This is a genomic window from Aquisalimonas sp. APHAB1-3 (genome assembly GCF_048323695.1).
In the GTDB taxonomy this organism is placed as follows: Bacteria; Pseudomonadota; Gammaproteobacteria; order Nitrococcales; family Aquisalimonadaceae; genus Aquisalimonas.
In genome coordinates this window covers 159,571-179,553 of sequence record NZ_JBLWFT010000003.1, presented here as the reverse complement: position 1 = coordinate 179,553, position 19,983 = coordinate 159,571, and the positions used below count along the sequence as shown (strand labels likewise).

The window sequence follows — 19,983 nt, the reverse complement described above, 5'->3', positions numbered from 1 at the left end:
ACTAACCGCCCGTCCGTGCAGATACAGCCCGAATCCGTTAGACTGATACGCTTCTCCGGAGCAGCATCCGGGCCCCTCGGCTCGTCGTGCGGGCGCATCAGCGCCGCCGACGGATCGCGTCATTCGAGTCACAGCGTCCGCGGGTCCGGGCCGCTTCCGGTGGCCGTGATCCCCGGTGCCTGGTACCTGGATCACGTCATTTCTCTTTGACAACATCGAGGGAGCCGCATGTTCAACAGCGACCTGAACATCGCCAGCTTTGATCCCGAACTCTGGGATTCCATTCAGAAGGAAACGCGCCGGCAGGAAGAGCACATCGAGCTCATCGCGTCCGAGAACTATGCGAGCCCGCTGGTCATGGAAGCCCAGGGCAGTGTCCTGACCAACAAGTACGCCGAAGGCTATCCCGGCAAGCGCTACTATGGCGGCTGCGAATTCGTCGACGAAGCCGAGCGCCTGGCCATCGAGCGCGCCAAGCAGCTGTTCGGCGCCGACTATGCCAACGTCCAGCCGCACAGCGGCTCCCAGGCCAATGCCGCCGTGTATCTGGCGCTGGCCTCGCCCGGCGACACCATTCTCGGCATGAGCCTGGACCACGGCGGTCACCTCACCCACGGCGCCAAGGTCAACTTCTCCGGCAAGATCTTCAACGCCGTGCAGTACGGGCTGGATCCGGAGACCGGCGAGATCGACTACAAGCAGGTGGATGAGCTCGCCCAGGAGCACAAGCCGAAGATCATCGTGGCCGGCTTCTCCGCTTACTCCCGTGTGGTGGACTGGGCCCGCTTCCGCGAGATCGCGGACAAGGTGGGCGCCTACCTGGTGGTGGACATGGCCCACGTCTCCGGCCTGATCGCCGCCGGCGTCTACCCGAACCCGGTGCCCTACGCCGACGCCTGCACCACCACCACGCACAAGACCCTGCGCGGCCCGCGCGGCGGCCTGATCGTCGCCCGCGACAACCCGGAGATCACCAAGAAGTTCCAGTCGCTGATCTTCCCGGGCACCCAGGGCGGCCCGTTGATGCACGTGATCGCCGCCAAGGCCGTGGCGTTCAAGGAAGCGTTGGGCCCCGACTTCAACGCCTACCAGCAGCGCGTGGTGGACAATGCCCGCGCCATGGCCAAGACGGTGCAGGAGCGCGGCTACAACGTGGTCTCCGGCGGCACCGACAACCACCTGTTTCTGATCGATCTGGTGGACAAGGGGCTGACCGGCAAGGACGCGGACGCCGCGCTCGGCGAGGCCCACATCACGGTGAACAAGAACACTGTGCCCAACGATCCCCAGTCGCCGTTCGTGACCTCCGGCCTGCGGATCGGCACGCCGGCGATCACCACCCGCGGCTTCGACACCGAGGATGCCAGTCAGCTCGCCCACTGGATCTGCGATGTGCTGGACAACATCTCGGATCAGTCGGTGATTGGCCGCGTGCGTGATCAGGTGATCGAGATCTGCCGCCGCAAGCCGGTCTACCAGGCGAACCAGGGCTGACCGACGCGCATGCGCTGCCCGTACTGCCAGGCTCAGGACACCCGGGTCGTCGACTCCCGCCTCGCGCGGGAGGGCGACCAGGTGCGCCGTCGTCGGGAGTGCGGGCAGTGCGGCGAGCGCTTCACCACGTTCGAGACCGCGGAGCTGCTGATGCCGCGGATGGTGAAGCAGGATGGCACCCGAGAGCCGTTCGACGAGGACAAGCTTCGCACCGGCATGCTCCGGGCACTGGAGAAGCGCCCCGTGGATACGGATCGCATCGAGGCGTCCATCCACCGGATTATTCGCAATATCCGCGCCCAGGGTGAACGGGAGATTCCTACCCGGGAGCTCGGGCACTGGGTCATGGAAGAGCTTCGGGAACTCGACAAGGTCGCGTTCGTGCGGTTTGCATCGGTCTACCGCAGCTTCGAGGACGTGAGCGCCTTCCGTGAAGTCATCGAGGGCCTGGAAGAGACGCCCCCGTCCGCTTCAGACTAGCGACACCTGCCGATGACCCCGCCGACGATCGACCATCGCTCCACCAGTGACCATCGCTGGATGGCCCGCGCCCTGCAGCTTGCCCGGCTTGGTCTGTGGACGACACGCCCCAACCCCCGGGTCGGTTGCGTGATCGTGCGCGAGGGCGAGAACGTGGGCGAGGGCTGGCACGCCCGCGCCGGCGAAGCCCATGCCGAAGTCAACGCGCTGCGGGCAGCCGGTGAAGCGGCGCGCGGGGCCACCGCCTACGTGACACTGGAGCCGTGCTCCCACCACGGCCGTACTCCGCCCTGTGTGGATGCTCTGATCGCCGCCGGCGTCAGCCGTGTCGTGATCGCCACACGTGATCCGAATCCGGCCGTGGCCGGGGCCGGTCTCGTGCGTCTGCGCGAGGCCGGCATTCAGGTCACCGAAGGCATCGCCGAGGCCGAGGCAGTGGACCTGAACGCCGGTTTCATGCGTCGCATGACTCAGGGTCGCCCCTGGGTGCGGGCCAAGCTGGCCGCAAGCCTGGACGGGCGCACCGCCATGGCCTCCGGCGAGAGCCGCTGGATCACCGGCAGCGCGGCGCGCGCCGATGTGCACCGGTGGCGGGCCCGCTCCTGTGCCGTGGTGACCGGCCGTGGCACCGTGGTCGCCGACGATCCGGCCATGACCGTCCGGGACGTGCCGGACGCCGCCGATGTGCCGCCGCCGCTGCGCGTGGTGCTGGACAGCCGGCTGCAGATGCCGGCGGATGCGGCCATACTGCGTCAGCCAGGGCCGGTGCTGATTCTCACGGCGTGCGACAACGGCCGGCACCGCGCCGCCCTGGAGGCGGCCGGCGCCGAAGTGGAAAAAGTGCCGTCCGGCCCCCATGGTCTGGATCTGGATGCGGTGCTGCGTGCCCTTGGCCGCCGACAGATCAACGAAGTACTGGTGGAGGCCGGGCCAACGCTGGTCGGCGCCTTCGTCGCGGCGACGCTGGTGGATGAGCTGATCCTGTACCAGGCGCCCCATCTCATGGGGCACGAAGGGCGGCCGCTGCTGCATCTGCCGGGGCTGGAGCGCATGGCCCAGCGGTTGCCGTTACGGCTACTGGACGTCCGCCAGCTCGGCGATGACGTCCGCATTCTGGCGCGACCGGAATCAGGTCAGGAGGGTTAACCATGTTTACCGGGATCATTCAGGCCGTAGGCGAGGTGGCCGCCCTGGAGCGGCGCGGTGACGACGCGCGCCTGCGCATTCGCACCGGGGAGCTGCCGCTCGACGACGTGGCCATTGGCGACAGCATCGCCGTCAACGGTGTGTGCCTGACCGCCATCGAGCTGCCCGGTGACGGATTCGGCGCGGATGTGTCCGTGGAGTCCCTGGACCGGACCAGCCTCGGAGCCCTGGATACGGGCAGCCGGGTCAACCTGGAAAAGGCGCTGACGCCGTCCACACCGCTCGGCGGGCATCTGGTCAGCGGTCACGTGGATGGCCTCGGCACCGTCGTGGAACGGCGGCAGGACGGCCGCTCCTGGCGGTTCACGTTCCGCGCTCCGGATCGGCTGGCGCGCTACATTGCCGAGAAGGGCTCGATCTGCATCGACGGCGTCAGCCTGACGGTGAACGGCGTAGATGGCGCCTGTTTCGATGTCAATATCGTGCCGCACACGATGGACGCCACCCGCTTCGGCGGGTATCGTCCCGGCCAGTCGGTGAATCTGGAAGTGGATGTTATTGCCCGTTATCTGGAGCGCCTGATGCTCGGCGACGGGGCGGCCGAACCCGGAAGTGCCGGCATTACCCGCGAGTTTCTTGCCCGGAACGGTTTTCGCGCCGACTGAACCCCACCGGTGGCGCCGCCAGCAGGGCCCCGCAGCAACAGGACGAACACCATGGCCATGAACAGTGTTGAGGAGATCATCGAGGACCTGAGCCAGGGCCGGATGGTCGTCATCATGGATGACGAGGACCGGGAGAATGAAGGCGACCTGGTCATGGCGTCCAGCATGGTCCGCCCGGAGGACATCAACTTCATGGCCCGCTACGGCCGGGGGCTGGTCTGCATGACCCTGACCCGCGACCGCTGCGCGCAGCTTCGTCTGCCGCTCATGGTCGGTGGCACGGACGAGGCGCAGAGCACCAACTTCACCGTCTCCATCGAGGCCAGCACCGGCGTGACCACCGGCATTTCCGCCGCCGACCGGGCGCGCACCGTTCAGGCGGCCGTGGCGCCCCACGCCAGGCCGGAGGACATCACCCAGCCCGGTCACATCTTCCCGCTGATGGCACAGCCCGGTGGCGTGCTGACCCGGGCCGGGCATACGGAGGCGGGCTGTGATCTGGCGCGCATGGCGGGCTTCGAGCCTTCGTCGGTGATCGTGGAGATCCTCAACGAGGACGGCACCATGGCGCGGCGCGACGACCTGATCGCCTTCGCGCGCGAGCACGGTCTCAAGATCGGCACCGTGGCCGACCTGATCGCCTACCGCGTGCGCAACGAGCGTACTGTGGAGCGGGTCGCCGACTGCGAACTGCCCACCGAGTTCGGGCCGTTCCATCTCTACGCCTATCAGGACAACGTCGACGACGCCCTGCATTTCGCCCTGGTCAAAGGGCGCCCCGATCCGGACGCGCCAACGCTGGTGCGCGTGCATCTGCAGAATACCCTCTCGGACATGTTCGCCAGCACCGGCCCCCTCTGCGGCTGGCCGTTGCGGGCGGCACTGCGGCAGGTGGCCGATGCTGGCGAGGGCGTCGTGGTGGTCCTGCGGGGCAACGAGGACGACTCCGCGCTGCTCAAGCGCATGCACGAATATCACCGTCAGGCGGAGCGGCCGGATGACGACCCCACGGCCCAGTCCAGCGGCGACCTCCGCACCTACGGCAAGGGCGCCCAGATCCTGTCCGATCTGGGCGTGCGGCGCATGCGGGTACTCAGCGCGCCCAAGCGCATGCATGCGCTATCGGGCTTCGGCATGGAAGTGGTTGAATACGTGGACCCGGAGTAAGCGCGGGGCCGACTGCAATCCAGAAACGTGGAAACAGGTGCAATGAAGACAATCGAGGGTGATTTCACGTCCGTTGACGGCCAGTACGCCATTATCGTGGGCCGGTTCAACGCCTTCGTGGTGGACAGCCTGCTGGGCGGTGCGCTGGACGCACTCAAGCGCCACGGCGTCGGTGAAGACCACCTGACCGTAGTGCGTGCGCCGGGAGCCTGGGAATTGCCACTGGTGGCCGACAGGGTCGCCGCGTCCGGCAAGTACGATGCGGTCATCGCCCTGGGCGCCGTCATCCGTGGTGGGACGCCCCATTTCGACTATGTCGCCGGCGAATGCAGCAAGGGGCTCGGGCAGATCGCGACCAGCCGCGACCTGCCCGTTGCCTTCGGCGTGCTCACCGTCGATTCCATCGAGCAGGCCATCGAGCGGGCTGGTACCAAGGCCGGCAACAAAGGGGCCGAAGCGGCCATGTCCGCCATGGAGATGGTCAGCCTGCTGCGGAGGCTCGATAGCTGAACGCCATGGCGAGAACGCGAAACAGGCAGAACGACAATCGCCAGCGCCGTGCGGCGCGGCAACGGGCACTGCAGGCCCTTTACCAGTGGCAGCTCACGGGGCAGAGTGCCCGTGATATCGAGGGGCAGTTCCTTCCGGCCGAGGACGACCAGCCACCACCGGAGCGGCCGCCCGCCGTGGAGCCGGACCGGGAGCTGGAAGAAGCCCTGGACATGGCGGATACCGATCTGGAGCTGTTCCGCGAACTGTTGCATGGTGTACTGGAGCGCATGGAGGAGTGGGACGCCCAGATCACGCCGCATCTCGATCGCGCCATGGCCAGTCTTGATCCGGTGGAGCGCCTGGTGCTGCGGATGGGCGCCTACGAGCTCAACGAGCGTCTCGACATTCCGTACCGGGTGGTCATCAACGAGGCCGTGGAGCTTGCCAAGTGCTTTGGCGCAGAGGCGAGCCACAAGTACATCAACGGCGTGCTGGACAAGGTCGCCCGCGGCCAGACCATGCGTGCCGCGGAAATCGAACGCCCGCGCGGCCGGCGCTGAACCCCGCGGACGCGGCGCTCCGGCAGGACGGGAGACGGCATGACGGAATTCGACCTGATCCGCACCTACTTCAGCGACGTCGGCTCGCGGCGTCAGGACGTTCTGGTGGGCGTCGGCGACGATGGCGCCGTGCTCCAGCCGCCGGCCGGCCACTCGCTGGTGATGGCCACCGACTGCCTGGTCAACGGCGTTCACTTCCCCGTGGACGCCCCCGCCGATGCCATCGGCGAGAAGGCCCTCGCCGTGAATCTCAGCGATCTCGCCGCCATGGGGGCCCAGCCCGCCTGGTTCCAGTTGGCACTTACGCTCCCGGAGGCAGACGACCACTGGCTGCGGCAGTTCTCGCGCGGGCTCGCGCGCGTCGCGACCTATCATCAGATGCGCCTCGTGGGTGGGGATACCGCCAGGGGCCCGCTCAACATCACCATCCAGGTGGTCGGGTTCGTGCCTGCGGGCACCGCGCTGCGGCGCCGGGGAGCGCGCCCCGGTGACGCCGTAGTGGTCAGCGGCACTCTGGGCGATGCGGCCCTGGGCCTGTCGCTGTGGCGGGGCAGGGCGGACCGGGATGATCCCGACGTGGCCTACCTGCTGGACCGGCTGCACCGGCCCACGCCCCGGGTCAGCCTGGGGCAGGCCCTGCGCGGGCGCGCCACCGCGGCCGTGGATGTCTCCGACGGGCTTGCTGCGGATCTTGGCCATCTGCTCGTCGCCGACAATCTTGGTGCCACGCTGGATGTGGACCGGGTGCCGCTGTCCGAGCCGGGGTTGCGCTTCGGCGGTCGCGAGCGCCAGTGGCAGGCGGCGCTCACCGGCGGGGACGACTACGAACTGTGCTTTACCGTGCCGCGCTCGCGGCTGCACGAGCTGGACGCCATCGCCAGCCGTCTGGGCGTGGCGCTGACGCGCATCGGCCACGTGCAGCCCGAGCCGGGCCTGCGGCTGATGCGCTCGGACCGGACACCCGTGTCGCTGGAGACCCCTGGTTACAGCCATTTCCCGGAGGCCACCTGATGGCGGAATCCGATGGCGCCCCATCCCTGCGCGGCCGCGCCCGCCTGAGCAATCCCGTTCATTTCCTGGCCCTTGGCTTCGGTACCGGGCTGGCGCCGAAAGCGCCGGGTACCGTCGGCACCCTTGCGGGGCTGCCGGTCTATGCGTTGCTGCTGCCGCTGCCCCTGTGGGGCTACCTGCTGGCGACCCTGGCGGTCATCGTCGCCGGCATCTGGATCTGCGACCGTGCGGCACGGGATTTCGGTGTGCACGACCATCCGGCCATCGTCTGGGATGAAGTGGCCGGGTTTCTCGTGACCATGATCGCGGCTCCGGTCGGTCTCGTCTGGGTACTGCTCGGCTTTTTGCTGTTTCGCGTCTTCGATGTGCTCAAGCCCTGGCCCATCGGCTGGCTGGACCGGCGCGTGGGTGGTGGCTTCGGCATCATGGTGGACGACATACTGGCCGGCCTGTACGCGGCGGTCTGCCTGCAGGTGATTGTGCGGGTCGCAGGGGCCTGAATGCTGGGACGGGCGGTACGCGCACTGGTGGTTGTGGTCCTGGTCGGGGTGCTGGTCGGTGTCGCGCTGTTTGGCGGGCAGCGGTACCTGGAGAACCGGGTCGCAGCGGCCGTGGATCGCCTGCTCGACGATCTGCCCGCCTACCTCGATGGCAGCTATGCGGCCGTTACCGTCAATCCCTTCGACCGGACAGCGGCGGTTCACGATCTGCGCCTCGAGGGCACGGGGCTGTTTCCCGATGTCCGTGTCCGCCGTGTCAGCATCGCCAACTACAGCGGCGGCACGGTTCTGCCCGAGTCACTGGACCTGCGCCTTCACGACGTGCACTGGGAGCGGGGCGGGTGGCCGCAGACACTGGAGGCGGTGGAGAATGCCCTCAATGGCCCGGTGGTCGGCGATATCGCGCTGGCCATGACGTTCCAGCCGGACAGCCGCCGGCTGGAGATCGACAGCCTGGCGGTGGCGTTGCACAGCGGGGATGCCATCGAGGTGCGCGGCCGCTTCCTGCTGGGGGATCGCGGCTTGCTGGATCACCCCTACGACGGTCCCGCGTCCGGGCTGGAGCTGCTGGAGTTCGATGGCCGCTGGCGGGACACCGGCCTGCTCCACAGCCTCATCGACCGGCTGGCGCGGGAGCAGGGAATGACCGGCCCGACTCTGAGCGCCAACGTGCTCGGGGAGCTCGAATGGGCGGTGGCGGAGTGGGACGATCCCCGCCTTGATGCCGGCATGGACGCCCTGCGTGCGTTCTTCCGCGAACCCGGTCTGTTGCACCTGCGCATTGCGCCGGGCGACCCGGTGAATCTGGTTCTGCTGGGTGAGCGGTTTCTGGTGGATCCGCCCGCCGCGTTGCAGCGGCTCGGGCCCGAACTGCGTTATACCGCCGTGTCTCCGGATGCGGAAGGGACACTCACCGCCATCGACTGAGCGATGACGGAGGTGACGCGGGTCACGCCGATTCCGTAGACTGCGGACATGTTCATACAAGCCATGCCATTCGTCCCCGGGGTCGCCGAGGGGGCGCTCAGCACCGACACGCACGCCGCTGATGTCCGCCATGTCCTGTTGATCGATTACGCCGAGCTGGAGACGTTCCGCGCCCGGCCGGCGGGGCTGATCGTCATCGGTGGCGCGCCCCTGTCGCACCCCATGACACAGCTCCAGAGCTACGGTATCCCCACGGTGGTCCTCGGCCGTCGCCAGGCCGCCGAACTGGAGACGGGCGAGACCATCCACCTGGACGGTGGCAGTGGCCAGTTGCACAGCGCCGCCGCCGGGGGCACGGATGGTGATGGCCGGGTGCCGGGCCTGCGGGCGGGGTCACCGGTCCACACCGCCGACGGCGTGCCCATCGAACTGCGCGGCAGCATCACCGGCGCAGAGGGTGCCCGCGAGGCCGTATCGGTGGGGGCGGCGGGAATCGGTATGGTCCGCACTGAGTACCTCACGCCGCCCCACGGCCGCCCGCCCGATGTCGCCTTCTATCGGGAGGCACTGGGCGAGATCTGTGCGGCGGCCGGCGATCTGCCCGTGACCTTCCGGCTCCTTGATATCTCCGTGGACAAGCGCCCGCCCTGGCTCGGGGAAATGGCCGGCATGGCCGGGCTGCTCGGCATGCAGGGATCGCGGCTGTTCGCCGTGGAGCCCGTGCGCAGTGTCGTGCGTGCCCAGGTGGCAGCCATTGCCGAGCTGGCCAGCCGGTATGATCTGCGCGTCCTGATTCCCTACGTGGCGAGCCCCGAGGAGTTCGGCCACTGGCGACAGGAACTGGGAGCCTGGCTGCCCGAGACGGTCCCCGTCGGGATCATGGCAGAGACGCCGGCTGCGGCGCTGGCCATGCCGGAGTGGCGCGAGCGGGCGGATCTGGTCTCCATCGGCTGCAACGATCTGATGCAGTGCCTGTTCGGAGCGGACCGGGACATCCCGGAGGTTGCCGGCTACCTGGATCCGTATTCGCCGCCACTGTTGCGGTTTCTGCGCATCATCGCCGGGCAGGCGGGTGCCGATTGCCAGCGCGTCCAGCTCTGCGGCTTGCTGCAGCAGCTGCCCGGTGTGCTGCCGCTGCTGATCGGGCTCGGGTACCGGCGGTTCTCCATGGCGCCGCGGCTGATTCCCACCCTGGCGCGGGTGGTGCAGGAGACCGATACGGCCGAAGCGCAGGGCCGGGCAGCATCGGTGTGCGAGGCCCCGGACTCCGATGCGGTCCACGCGCTGCTGGGGCTGGAGGCCGATGCGCGGCCGGAGATGCCCTGGAGCCGAATCTGATGTGCGACGGGAGAGCCTGATGGGACGCCCCCAGACACCGCCGCTCGCCGCCGACTGCATTATCCGTCTCGACGGCGATCCCTGCCGCATCGTGCTCATCGAACGGGCCAATCCACCGCGGGGCCGGGCGTTGCCCGGGGGCTTCGTGGACCCGGGCGAGGCCGTGGAATCCGCCGCGTGCCGCGAAGCCCTGGAGGAGACGGGGCTGGTCGTGCGGCTGGTGTGTCTGCTCGGGGTCTATTCGCATCCGGACCGGGATCCGCGTGGGCATACGGTGAGCTGTGTCTACATCGCCGATGCGCGGGGCGACCCGGTGGCCGATGATGACGCCGCGGCAGTGCACGTCGTCGACGTTGGCGCCCCCGGGCCGCTTGTCTTTGATCACGCCATGATTCTGGAGGATTATCGCTGCTGGCTGCGCACCGGCGAGGTAGCCCCCCTGCGTGGCGGCTGACGAGCAGAACTCCATGTGCATGGTTCAGACGGTATGGAGTCCCCGTCTTTGGTCTTTGCTTGCTGAAAGGTTAGTAACCATGCAGCCGTCAATCACCGACCGCGAGTACGAAATCGACGTGGGGGACGCCGTACTCCCCGGGGTACTGTCCTGTCCCGCCGGTGCCACCGGGATCGTGGTGTTTGCCCACGGCAGCGGCAGCAGCCGGTTCAGTGCCAGGAACCGCCATGTCGCTCAGACCTTCAACCGGGCGGGCCTCGCCACGCTACTTTTTGACTTGCTTACCGCCGAGGAACACTGGCGGGACGAGCGCACCCGTGAGTACCGCTTCGATATCCCGCGGCTGGGTTTGCGTCTCGTCCGAACGGTGGACTGGGTCAGCATGCACAACGACACCTGTACCCTCCGTATCGGCCTGTTCGGGGCCAGCACCGGTGCTGCGGCAACCTTGATTGCGGCGGCGGAGCGCCCGGAGGCGGTAAGTGCCCTGGTCGCTCGCGGTGGCCGTCCGGATCTGGCGGCGCCGGTTCTGGACCGGGTGCTCGCACCGACCTTACTGATCGTGGGTGGCAATGACAGCCCGGTCATCGAGATGAACCGCGAAGCCGCCCGGGAGCTGCGCTGTGAGAATCGGCTCGAGATCGTACCCGGAGCCAGCCACCTGTTCGAAGAGCCGGGCAAGCTCGAAGTCGTCGCCCAACTGGCCCGCGACTGGTTTACCCGGTTCCTTTGAGGCGCGAAGGCTGACAGTCACGGATGCGTCGCGCCGGGAGCGGTCCGGTCCGGGAGGAGGTCCCGCAATCCGTGTCGACCGCGGCCGATACACCTGTCACTCTCTTCCTCGCAGGCGATGTCATGACCGGGCGCGGTATCGATCAGATCCTGCCCCGACCCTGCTCGCCGGAGCTCTACGAGGGCCACGTCCGGGATGCCCGCGACTATGTCAGGCTGGCGGAGCGTGCCAACGGCTCCATCCCGAAGCCCGTGGCCCCTGGCTATATCTGGGGTGATGCCCTGGAGGAACTCGGCCGGGTTGCGCCGGATCTGCGCATCGTCAACCTGGAGACCAGCATCACGCGGCATGCGCACCCGTGGCCGGGGAAGGGCATCCACTACCGTATGCACCCGGATAACGCCACCTGCCTGCAGGCCGGCGGCATCCACTGCTGCACGCTGGCCAACAATCACGTACTGGACTGGGGCTACCCTGGTCTCGCGGAGACGTGCCAGGTCCTTGATTCGCTAGGCATCACGTCCCGGTCGCCCACCGTGATATCGCCCGCTACCTGATCGATTGCGGGGCCGATGTCATCCACGGTCACTCGGCCCATCACCCACGCCCCATCGAGATCTACCGTGGGCGCCCCATCCTGTACGGCTGTGGCGATTTCATCAACGACTATGAAGGCATCGGCGGCTACGAATCCTTTCTCCCCGACCTCGCCCCCATGTACTTCTGCAGGTTTCTGCCGGTCAGTGAACGGCTGCAGGCGCTCTGGATCACGCCACTACGCCGCACGCGCCTGCGCCTGCAACGGGCCGGGGAGGAAGAGACACACGGGCTCCAGGACATGCTCAACCGGAATCGTCTCGCTGACAGCCCGCGCCTCCGGCGTGACGGAGAGGGAAACCTGCGCATAACCGCCGAGTAACGCCAGCCACAAGCAGCCCCGGCCCCCTTTCCCGGATCGGAGCCGGGGCGCGGAGTATCACCGGTCACCTTGCAGCCGGAGGCCATATGGGCGTTCTCTCAAGTCCGGTAACCGCAGAAATCGCCCAGGCGCCCATCCATGAGCGCTTCCTCGCCCGAGGAGAGCGTGCCCTCCGGATTCAGCGCCCAGTCACCGATATCCGCACGCACCACGGTGCCCTGCAGGTCGCGGGTGAGCATGTGGTATCCCTCGCCGTAGAGGGCGGCGCGCCACTGGTCCGGGTTGGGCAGGCGGCGGAACATCTCGCAGGTCGGGCGTCGCGGAATGATCTGGTCCTTCTCGCCGTAGAGCACCAGCGTGCGGCCGCGGTAGTCGGGAATCGCGGACTGGGCGTGGTCCATCAGGTTGGCGAGGCCGCTCAGAGCGTCAACCCGGGCACCGCGCTGGATCAACGGATCGCGGCCCAGGGCGCGCAGCATCTCGCGGTTGTCGGATGGTCGCACCTCCAGCCCGCTGCCCGTGAGCTTGCGTTCCGGCGCCACCCACGATGCCGCCCACAGCCCGAAGCGCTGGTACCAGGGCATGCTGCCCCGGTTCCACACCGCCGGTGCAAGCAGAATGGTGCCGTCGATATCCAGATCCGGGTGCCGGGCGTGGGTGACCAGCGTCACCGCGCCACCCATGCTCTCGCCGGCAATATACAGCGGCGTCTCGGGGTACTGCTCGCGCAGGAGCGCGGAGAGTATCGCCAGGTCCGAGGTCATGACATCTGTGCCCGCCCAGACGCCGCGCTGTTCCGTGGCGCCGAAGCCGCGCTGATCGTAGGCGTACACGGAGATACCGCGCTCGCGTAGGTCCTGCCCCAGCACTGCCCATGCCCGGCGGTAGTCGTTGAACCCGTGGACACCGAGAATCACCGCCTCCGGGTCGCCGCCCTGGGCGCTCCAGCGGCTCATGGGCAGACGTTGCCCGTCCGGCATCGTGGCCACGCCGGGGTCCAGGCGCGGCGGGTTGGTGGGGGGTTCCGACTCCTGCACCCGCGGCCCGCAGCCCGCCAGCATCACGACCGTCACGGCCAGCAGCAGGCAACTGAGCCAGGCCGGGAAGGGCAGCAGCGGAGGTGGGGCGGGGATCGTCAGAGCCATCACTCTGTTGATACCCGAGATGCTTTCTTTTTTCCAGTCCGGTGACGCTGGCGCCCCGTGTGTTGCAGTTCGCATTCCGGGTATCCTGTGCGGACAGTGCGCAATGGGAGAGTAATGGTGTTCGGTAAACATGAAGGCGGTCCCCGGCAGCGCGCCGTCGCCGGCGTCGGTGTGGCGCTGGGGGTGGTCGCGGGGCTGGTGGTGCTGCTGGCGGGGCCCTGGTACCAGCTCGGCTGGGTGGGCGTGGGCACGGCGTTTACCATGATCGAGTACGGCGCCTGGATCGGGCTTGCCGCGGCGGTCTGCGGCTTTGCCGTGATCCTCGCCGCGCTGGTGGCCCGCAACCGGACGCGCGCGCTGGTCGGGCTCGTGGCGCTGGTGTTCGGGCTTGGCGCCGCGTCGGGGCATCTCACCATTCAGCACCGGGCCGACACGGCGCCACCCATTCACGACATCACCACCGACACCGACGACGTGCCGGCATTCGTGGTCCTGGTGGACGCCCGGGAAGCCGCGCCCAACGCCGTCGAGCATCCGGGCGAAGACGTCATCGCGCAGCAGCGTGAGGCTTACCCGGACCTGGAGTCGCGCCGCTATAACGCGTCCATGGGTGCGGTGTTCGACGCCGCCGAGGAGGCCGCCCGGGTGATGCAGTGGCGCATCGAGGCGGCCGACCGCGATGACGGCCGCATCGAGGCAGTGGCGACCACCGCCTGGTTCGGCTTCCAGGACGACGTGGTCGTCCGGTTGCGGGAGGGGGATGACGCGGTCACCGTGGATGTGCGTTCCGCATCGCGCATTGGCCGTGGTGATCTGGGCGCGAACGCCGAGCGTATTCGCGAGTATCTCGCGGCGCTGGATGCCCGCTTTGCGGGAGACGACTGATGCGGATTCAGGTGGTCAGCGATCTCCACAACGAAGTGGTGCGCCATTACTCCGGTGAGGAGCCGCCGGGGCTGCCTGATGTGGGGGCGGATGTGCTGGTCCTTGCCGGCGATATCGACAATGGCACCGAGGGGCTGCGCTGGGCGGCCGAGCAGTCGCGGGTACTGGATATCCCGTGCATCTACGTGGCGGGCAATCACGAATTCTACGGCAACCACTACCCGGATCTGCTGGACGCGCTGCGCGACGAGGCGCAGGGGACCGGGGTCCAGGTTCTCGAGCGGGATGCCGTCACCCTCGGCGGGGTGCGCTTTCTGGGGGCGACCCTGTGGACGGACTTTGCCGGCGACGGCCGGTTTCCGCCCTCGCGGGTCATGCCGGCGGTGGGGCAGTACATGCCCGACTACCAGCGCATCCAGGTCAACGGCGAAGACGACCCGCTGACCCCGGAGATGACCCGCGTCTGCCACCGGCAGACCCGCGCCTGGCTCTACGAGGAGCTGACGTCGGAGACCGCGCAGCCGACTGTGGTGGTGACCCATGCCGCGCCGCTGCTGGACTGCGCCCACCCCGAGTATGGCCTGAACGAGATCGCCACGGCCTTCGTCAGCGATCTGCATCCGCTGTTGGCGGAAGGCGCGCCCACCGCCTGGATCTATGGGCATACACACGCCAACGTGGACCTCTACCATTGCGGCGTGCACGTATTGAGCAACCAGCGCGGCTATCCGGACGAGACCGTGCCGGGCGCACCGTTCGACCCGACACGGGTGATCGAGATCAACGGCGCGTGACCGCCCGGGAAGTCGCGCGTGATTCGGAGGGTTCCGCCATGCATGTGCATGTAGAACTGTGTGTCATCCCGATCGGCACCGATCCGTCGCTGGGGGCGTACATCGCCGCCTGCCAGGAGGAGCTGGAGGCGGCCGGACTCGCCGTCGAGCTGCACGCCTACGGCACCAACATCGAGGGCGAGTGGGATACCGTGTTCGCGGCCGTCAGGCGCTGTCATGAACGGCTCCACGCCATGGGCGCGCCGCGGCTGTTCACCAGCCTCAAGGTCGGCACGCGCACCGACAGGGAGCAGAGCCTGGGCGACAAGGTCGCCAGCGTCCAGAGGCACCGGGCCGGCGAATGACGGCCACCGAAGACGACACCGTGCAGCGGGATGTCCTGCGGCGGCATCGCCGCGTGGCCACAGCGTCCCTGGTCGGGGCGGCCGGCGTCTACTTCGGCACCCAGTTTGTGGAGCAGCCGGACCAGTGGGTGCTGCTGGTGCGTGCGGGGGCGGAAGCGGGCCTGATCGGCGGTATCGCCGACTGGTTCGCGGTCACCGCACTGTTCCGGCGGCCACTTGGGTTGCCCATTCCACATACCGCCATTCTGCCACGCAACAAGGAGCGGCTGGGGCGCGGTCTGGGCCGTTTCGTGTCGCGGAACTTCCTGGATCAGGACGTGGTGATGGCGCGGCTGCGTTCGGCCGATCCGTCGCTGCATCTCGGACGCTGGCTCGCCCGCCCGGAGAACGCGGACCTGGTCGCCGATCGGTTGCTGGTGCTGGCGCCGGACATCATCAACGCCTTCGAGGATCAGGAGGTCCGCGGCTTCTACCGTGACGCCCTGGCCGGACACGTCCGTCGACTGGATCTGGTGCCTGTCGTTGCGCGGTTGCTGGAGCTGTTCCTGGAAAGCCGGGACCACCAGCGGCTGTTCGATCGTTCCCTGCATCTCGCCCGGGGCCTGCTCAATCGCAATCGCGAGACCATCCGCGCCCAGGTCAGTGCGCGCAGCCGCTGGTGGGTGCCGCGGCGGTTCGACCAGCGCCTCGCCGATGCCATCATGGAAGGCGTGGAGGAGTGGCTGGGTGAGCTCGCCCAGCACGACCATCCCGTGCGCCAGGATTTCGATCGCACCGTCCACGACCTGATCGGTCAGATGCGCACCTCCGGCTCCGTGCGCGAACGACTGGACGGCATACGCGACGCCATTCTCGCCAGCGAGGAGTTGCAGGGGCTGATGGAGCAGCTCTGGGGTGACCTGCGGCAGGCGCTGCTGGACGGCGTGACCGCGGGGGACAGCGGGTTCCGGCAGTCGCTGGTGGGCAGCCTGCAGCGGTTTGGTGATACCCTGCAGGCCGATCCCGAAGCGCGTGCCCGCCTGGACGAACGGCTGGAAGCGCTGCTGCGGGAGCTGGTGCTGCCTTTCCGGGACAGTATTGGCACCTTCATCGCGGATGTGGTTCGCGACTGGCCCACGGACAGCCTGGTGGACCGGCTGGAGCTGGCAGTGGGGCGTGATCTGCAGTTCATACGGATCAACGGCACACTGGTCGGCGCGCTGGTGGGCATGGCGCTGTTTCTGGTCACCGGTGCCCTGTTCGGTTTCTGACCGATCCCTGACACAAAGCGTCGCCGCGCCACGGTGAACCACGATCCGCGAGCCCCGGCTCGTTCGTATCCCGCCAGCGGCTGACCGATTTCGAGCGAGAGGTTCGCAATGGAGTACACATCAACGCCGGGGCTGCGCCAGCGCGTCGGGCAGTGGGTGGAAAGCCGCCCCGTTCAGAACTTCATCATCGTCCTGATCTGCTTCAATGCCATCACGCTGGGGCTGGAGACGTTCGAGATCGTGCAGCACTACGCGGCGGGCCCGCTGCTCATCATCGAGCGGGCGGTGCTGACGGTGTTCGTCATCGAGATCGGGCTGAAGCTGTTCGCCTTCGACTACCGGTTTTTCCGGGAAGGCTGGAACGTCTTCGACTTCGTCATCGTCGCCATCTCGCTGCTTCCCGACTCCGGGCCGTTCTCGGTGCTGCGTGCCCTGCGCATCCTCCGCGTGCTGAGGCTGGTGGCCAAGGTGGGGCGGCTGCGCATGATCGTGGAGTCGCTGCTGAAAGCGATCCCGAGCATTGGCTGGATCGCTTTTCTGCTGGGGCTGGTGTTCTACATCTTCGGCGTCATGGGCACCAAGCTGTTCGGGGAGAGCTTCCCCGAGGACTTCGGCCACCTGGGGCTGACGCTGTTCTCGCTGTTCCAGGTGATGACCCTGGAGAGCTGGTCCGAAGAGATCGCCCGGCCGGTGATGGCGGTCTACCCGCTGGCGTGGCTCTATTTCGTGGTCTTCATCCTGCTGTCGGCGTTCACGGTGCTCAACCTCTTCATCGGTATCATCGTCAACACCATGCAGGAGCGGCACATGGAAGAGGCGGACGCCAAGCATCAGCAGACCGAGGCCAAGGCGCACGAGGAGCGTGAGCGGATGCTCCGCCTGATCGAGGAGTTGCACGAAAAGGTAGAGCGGCTGGAGAACCGGCTGGGGAGGCGCTGACCAATTCCCATGGGGAAGCGCTGACCGCGGCGGGGTCAGTGGGCCCGGCGGATCGCCGCGTCCCGGAACCAGCGCCGCAGCAGTCCGTGGCGTGGTGAGAATACCAGCGCCAGCAGGAACAGCGTCGAGGCTACCACCACGATGCTGCCGCCGGAGGCGAGATTGAAGTAGTAGGCCAGGTACAGGCCGATGATCGCCGAGAACACGCCCACACCGATGGCGATGGCGAGCATCACCGGCAGGCGGTCGGTGAGCAGGTGAGCGGTGGCGCCCGGGGTGGCCAGCATCGCCACCACGAGGATGATGCCCACCGTCTCCAGGCTCGCCACGATGGTCAGCGTCAGCAGCAGGATCAGGCCGTAGTGGATGCGGCCGGAGTGGAAGCCGAGCGCCCGCGTCTGGACGGGGTCGAAGGTGTAGAGCAGCAGCTCCTTGTAGAACAGAGCCACCGCCGCCACGGCGATCAGGCCCGCGATGATGGTCAGCAGCAGCGCCGCGGGCTGGACCCCCAGGACGTTGCCGAACAGGATGTGCATCAGGTGCGTGCTGGAGGCGATCTGGCTGATGATGACCACGCCGATGGCGAACGCCGCGGTGAACATCACGCCCATGGCCGCGTCCGCCTTCAGGCGCGTGTGCCGCTCGATGGCGCCGATTCCGAGAGACGTGAGCGCGCCGGTTATGAACGCGCCGATGAAAAAGGGCCACCCCACCAGGTAGGCGATGGCGACGCCGGGCAGGACGGCGTGGGAGATGGCGTCGCCGAGCAGTGACCACCGCTTGAGCACGATGAAGCACGACAGCAGCCCGCAGGTCGCGCCCACCACGATGGCGGTGAGCAGGGCGCGCTGCATGAACGCGTACTGGAACGGCTCGGCGATGCTCTCGGGCAGCAGGCCCACCACGCCCATCAGCCCGCCCAGCAGGACGTCCACCACGTTACGGCTGAACGCATCGAATCCCTCCACCATGGCGCTCAGGCGTCCTCCTCGTCAGCGGCAGGCGTCTGCGTCAGCCAGTTGGGCGCCGCGGTGCGTGTGAGCATGTCGTCGCGCAGCATCTCCGCCGGCGGGCCGATATCGATCACCGAGCGGTTCAGCAGCAGCACCTGGTCCGCGTACTTCATGGTGTTCACCAGATCGTGGGTGACCATCACGATGGTCTGTCCGCGTTCGCGCTGGCGGCGCAGCACGTCCAGAATCAGGCGGCGACTGTCCTTGTCCAGTCCCACCAGGGGCTCGTCCAGCAGCACCAGTGGTGCCTCCTGGGTGAGCATGCGCGCCAGCAGGACGCGCTTTTTCTGACCCCCCGAGAGCTGTCCGATGGGGCGTCTGGCCAGGTGATCCATGCGCACCTCGGCCAGGGCGCGTGCACAGATCTCCCGGTGCCGGTCGGCACTCAGCCGCGCGGGCAGGAACCGGCGCCACAGGGCGTCCCGGCGCATGTGCCCGTAGCGACCGGTCATGACCGTATCCCACACGGAGATGGGGAAATCCCACTCTAGGTTCTCGTGCTGCGGCATGTAGGCCACTTCACTGCGCCGCCGGCACGCCTCCGGGTCGCCACCGAAGAGCTTCACGTCCCCGCGCACCGGTGTCAGGGAACCGGCCAGGATGGTCAGCAGCGTGGTCTTGCCCGAGCCGTTCGGGCCGATGACGGTGTGCCACTGCCCGGCGCCCAGTTCGAAGGAGACGTTGTCCAGCACCGGTGCACCGTCATAGGCCGCGGTCAGCCCCGATACGGACACGGCGCTGTCCGCCTGCGCTGACTGATACGGGGCGGGGTTCGCGGCCATGGCAGTCAGGGGGCCAGCCGGTCCGCAAGCATGCGCGCGTTGTGGCGCAGCATGGCGGGGTAATCGGGTGCATCGCCGTCGGCCGCGCTCAGGGAGTCCACGTACAGCGGCCCGTGGTAGGGGACGCCGGTGTCACCCGAGATGCTGCGCACGTGGCGGTCGGAAATGGTGCTCTCCCAAAATAGTGCTTTCGGCTGGCGCTCCTGAATGACGTCGGTCACCCGGGCGACCTGTCGCGGGGTGCCTTCCTCCTCGGAGTTGGTGCCCCAGATGCCATCGTGGTGGAAATCGAACGCATCGGCGAAGTAGAGAAAGGCCGCTTCGCTAGTGATGAGCGTGCGCTGATCATCGGGGATGACGGCCAGAATGGTCTCGATTTCGTTGAAAAGAGCGTCCATCTCCTCGGCAAACGCGTCGGCCCGCGACTGGAACCGGTCGGCGTGTTCCGGGGCCCGGTCGCCCAGGGCATCGGCGATGGCCTGACCGTATGCGGCGGCGGCGCGTGGGTCCATCCACAGGTGTGGGTCCGGATCCCCTTCCAGGTCGCCGGTGACGATGCCCAGGGTCTCCCGGCCGCTCTCTTCGGCAACCGGGACCACCGGCGTGCCGTCCTGGATGGTAGCCCGAACCTGACGCATCCACTGCTCCAGGTTGTAGCCGTTGTAGAAGATCACGTCGGCCTCTTCCAGGGCCGCGAAGTTGCGGGCGTTCAGCTCCCATTCGTGCACTTCGGCACCGACCGGCGTGAGGCTGGTGAGCTCGATGGCGTCACCGCCGATGCGGTCGGTGATGTCCGCGAGAATCGAGAAGGTGGCAACGACCTTGAGGCGCTCGTCAGGGGCGGCCTGCGCCGGAAGGATAACAAGCAGCAGACCGAACAGCGCAGCAATGGTGAGACGACGCATGGCTCTTCCTTTAGATTGAGTCTAATTCTCACTTATTATG

The 19,983-nt window shown here is 67.7% G+C and carries 24 protein-coding genes and 1 pseudogene; 21 read left to right on the top strand and 4 right to left on the bottom strand.

Going from position 1 to position 19,983, the window contains the following annotated elements; translation table 11 throughout:
- Positions 1-228: 228 nt before the first annotated feature.
- The 16 genes and pseudogenes from glyA to ACNSTU_RS07735 all read left to right on the top strand — a co-directional run bounded on the left by glyA (position 229) and on the right by ACNSTU_RS07735 (position 11,886).
- Complete coding sequence (gene glyA, locus ACNSTU_RS07810; protein ID WP_290630627.1) at positions 229-1,494, top strand: serine hydroxymethyltransferase; 1,266 nt, start codon at positions 229-231, stop codon at positions 1,492-1,494.
- Between the two features lie 9 nt (positions 1,495-1,503).
- Positions 1,504-1,974, top strand: a complete 471-nt coding sequence (nrdR, locus tag ACNSTU_RS07805; protein ID WP_290630629.1) for a transcriptional regulator NrdR — start codon at positions 1,504-1,506, stop codon at positions 1,972-1,974.
- A gap of 12 nt (positions 1,975-1,986) precedes the next feature.
- A complete protein-coding gene (gene ribD, locus ACNSTU_RS07800; protein ID WP_290630631.1) occupies positions 1,987-3,120 on the top strand; it encodes a bifunctional diaminohydroxyphosphoribosylaminopyrimidine deaminase/5-amino-6-(5-phosphoribosylamino)uracil reductase RibD in 1,134 nt (377 codons plus the stop codon).
- A gap of 2 nt (positions 3,121-3,122) precedes the next feature.
- Complete coding sequence (locus tag ACNSTU_RS07795) at positions 3,123-3,785, top strand: riboflavin synthase (RefSeq protein ID WP_290630633.1); 663 nt, start codon at positions 3,123-3,125, stop codon at positions 3,783-3,785.
- Positions 3,786-3,836: 51 nt separating this feature from the next.
- Positions 3,837-4,952: a bifunctional 3,4-dihydroxy-2-butanone-4-phosphate synthase/GTP cyclohydrolase II gene (gene ribBA, locus ACNSTU_RS07790; RefSeq protein WP_290630635.1), complete on the top strand. Its 1,116-nt coding sequence runs from the start codon at positions 3,837-3,839 to the stop codon at positions 4,950-4,952.
- A 42-nt stretch (positions 4,953-4,994) separates the two neighbouring features.
- A complete protein-coding gene (gene ribE, locus ACNSTU_RS07785) occupies positions 4,995-5,462 on the top strand; it encodes a 6,7-dimethyl-8-ribityllumazine synthase (RefSeq protein WP_290630637.1) in 468 nt (155 codons plus the stop codon).
- A gap of 5 nt (positions 5,463-5,467) precedes the next feature.
- Positions 5,468-6,004, top strand: coding sequence for a transcription antitermination factor NusB (gene nusB / locus ACNSTU_RS07780; RefSeq protein WP_290630639.1), 537 nt, complete (start codon positions 5,468-5,470; stop codon positions 6,002-6,004).
- Between the two features lie 39 nt (positions 6,005-6,043).
- Complete coding sequence (gene thiL, locus ACNSTU_RS07775; RefSeq protein ID WP_290630641.1) at positions 6,044-7,015, top strand: thiamine-phosphate kinase; 972 nt, start codon at positions 6,044-6,046, stop codon at positions 7,013-7,015.
- On the top strand, positions 7,015-7,515 hold the full coding sequence (locus ACNSTU_RS07770; protein ID WP_290630643.1) for a phosphatidylglycerophosphatase A: 501 nt from the start codon (positions 7,015-7,017) through the stop codon (positions 7,513-7,515). The genes thiL and ACNSTU_RS07770 overlap by 1 nt, the downstream gene beginning before the upstream one ends.
- Entirely contained in the window at positions 7,516-8,442 is a 927-nt protein-coding gene (locus ACNSTU_RS07765; protein ID WP_290630645.1) for a hypothetical protein, read from the top strand.
- A gap of 48 nt (positions 8,443-8,490) precedes the next feature.
- Positions 8,491-9,780 (top strand): putative PEP-binding protein, encoded by a 1,290-nt coding sequence (locus ACNSTU_RS07760; RefSeq protein ID WP_290637068.1) that lies wholly within the window; start codon positions 8,491-8,493, stop codon positions 9,778-9,780.
- A 19-nt stretch (positions 9,781-9,799) separates the two neighbouring features.
- Positions 9,800-10,234 carry an NUDIX hydrolase gene (locus ACNSTU_RS07755; protein WP_290630649.1) on the top strand — a complete coding sequence of 145 codons (435 nt, stop codon included), beginning with the start codon at positions 9,800-9,802 and terminating at the stop codon, positions 10,232-10,234.
- A gap of 79 nt (positions 10,235-10,313) precedes the next feature.
- On the top strand, positions 10,314-10,967 hold the full coding sequence (locus ACNSTU_RS07750; protein ID WP_290630651.1) for a dienelactone hydrolase family protein: 654 nt from the start codon (positions 10,314-10,316) through the stop codon (positions 10,965-10,967).
- Positions 10,968-11,038: 71 nt separating this feature from the next.
- Positions 11,039-11,524, top strand: a complete 486-nt coding sequence (locus ACNSTU_RS07745) for a CapA family protein (protein WP_290630653.1) — start codon at positions 11,039-11,041, stop codon at positions 11,522-11,524.
- Positions 11,509-11,577, top strand: a pseudogene (locus ACNSTU_RS07740) (CapA family protein); the annotation flags it as partial. The gene ACNSTU_RS07745 and the pseudogene ACNSTU_RS07740, both read left to right, overlap by 16 nt.
- 105 nt (positions 11,578-11,682) lie before the next feature.
- Positions 11,683-11,886, top strand: coding sequence for a hypothetical protein (locus ACNSTU_RS07735; RefSeq protein WP_290637067.1), 204 nt, complete (start codon positions 11,683-11,685; stop codon positions 11,884-11,886).
- A gap of 98 nt (positions 11,887-11,984) precedes the next feature.
- Here the strand turns inward: ACNSTU_RS07735 and ACNSTU_RS07730 are convergent, their stop codons facing one another.
- A complete protein-coding gene (locus ACNSTU_RS07730; protein ID WP_418212224.1) occupies positions 11,985-13,106 on the bottom strand; it encodes a lysophospholipase in 1,122 nt (373 codons plus the stop codon).
- A 39-nt stretch (positions 13,107-13,145) separates the two neighbouring features.
- Here ACNSTU_RS07730 and ACNSTU_RS07725 point away from each other — a divergent pair, with 39 nt between their 5' ends.
- The 5 genes from ACNSTU_RS07725 (at position 13,146) to ACNSTU_RS07705 (ending at position 17,243) form a co-directional block, all read left to right on the top strand.
- The gene (locus tag ACNSTU_RS07725; RefSeq protein WP_290630659.1) at positions 13,146-13,916 is read left to right on the top strand and encodes a DUF1499 domain-containing protein; all 771 of its coding nucleotides are present in this window, start codon (positions 13,146-13,148) and stop codon (positions 13,914-13,916) included.
- Positions 13,916-14,710, top strand: coding sequence for a metallophosphoesterase (locus ACNSTU_RS07720; RefSeq protein WP_290630661.1), 795 nt, complete (start codon positions 13,916-13,918; stop codon positions 14,708-14,710). Before ACNSTU_RS07725 ends, ACNSTU_RS07720 begins: the two co-directional genes overlap by 1 nt.
- 38 nt (positions 14,711-14,748) lie before the next feature.
- Positions 14,749-15,054, top strand: a complete 306-nt coding sequence (locus ACNSTU_RS07715; RefSeq protein ID WP_290630663.1) for an MTH1187 family thiamine-binding protein — start codon at positions 14,749-14,751, stop codon at positions 15,052-15,054.
- Positions 15,051-16,304, top strand: coding sequence for a DUF445 domain-containing protein (locus ACNSTU_RS07710; RefSeq protein ID WP_290630665.1), 1,254 nt, complete (start codon positions 15,051-15,053; stop codon positions 16,302-16,304). Before ACNSTU_RS07715 ends, ACNSTU_RS07710 begins: the two co-directional genes overlap by 4 nt.
- Before the next feature lie 108 nt (positions 16,305-16,412).
- Positions 16,413-17,243, top strand: coding sequence for an ion transporter (locus ACNSTU_RS07705; RefSeq protein WP_290630667.1), 831 nt, complete (start codon positions 16,413-16,415; stop codon positions 17,241-17,243).
- A gap of 35 nt (positions 17,244-17,278) precedes the next feature.
- Here the strand turns inward: ACNSTU_RS07705 and ACNSTU_RS07700 are convergent, their stop codons facing one another.
- From ACNSTU_RS07700 to ACNSTU_RS07690, 3 genes are read right to left on the bottom strand one after another with little or no spacing between them, the layout of a single operon-like run.
- On the bottom strand, positions 17,279-18,214 hold the full coding sequence (locus ACNSTU_RS07700) for a metal ABC transporter permease (protein WP_290630668.1): 936 nt from the start codon (positions 18,212-18,214) through the stop codon (positions 17,279-17,281).
- Between the two features lie 5 nt (positions 18,215-18,219).
- Entirely contained in the window at positions 18,220-19,038 is an 819-nt protein-coding gene (locus ACNSTU_RS07695; protein ID WP_290630670.1) for a metal ABC transporter ATP-binding protein, read from the bottom strand.
- Positions 19,039-19,043: 5 nt separating this feature from the next.
- Positions 19,044-19,943: a metal ABC transporter substrate-binding protein gene (locus ACNSTU_RS07690; protein WP_290630672.1), complete on the bottom strand. Its 900-nt coding sequence runs from the start codon at positions 19,941-19,943 to the stop codon at positions 19,044-19,046.
- Positions 19,944-19,983 lie beyond the last annotated feature (40 nt).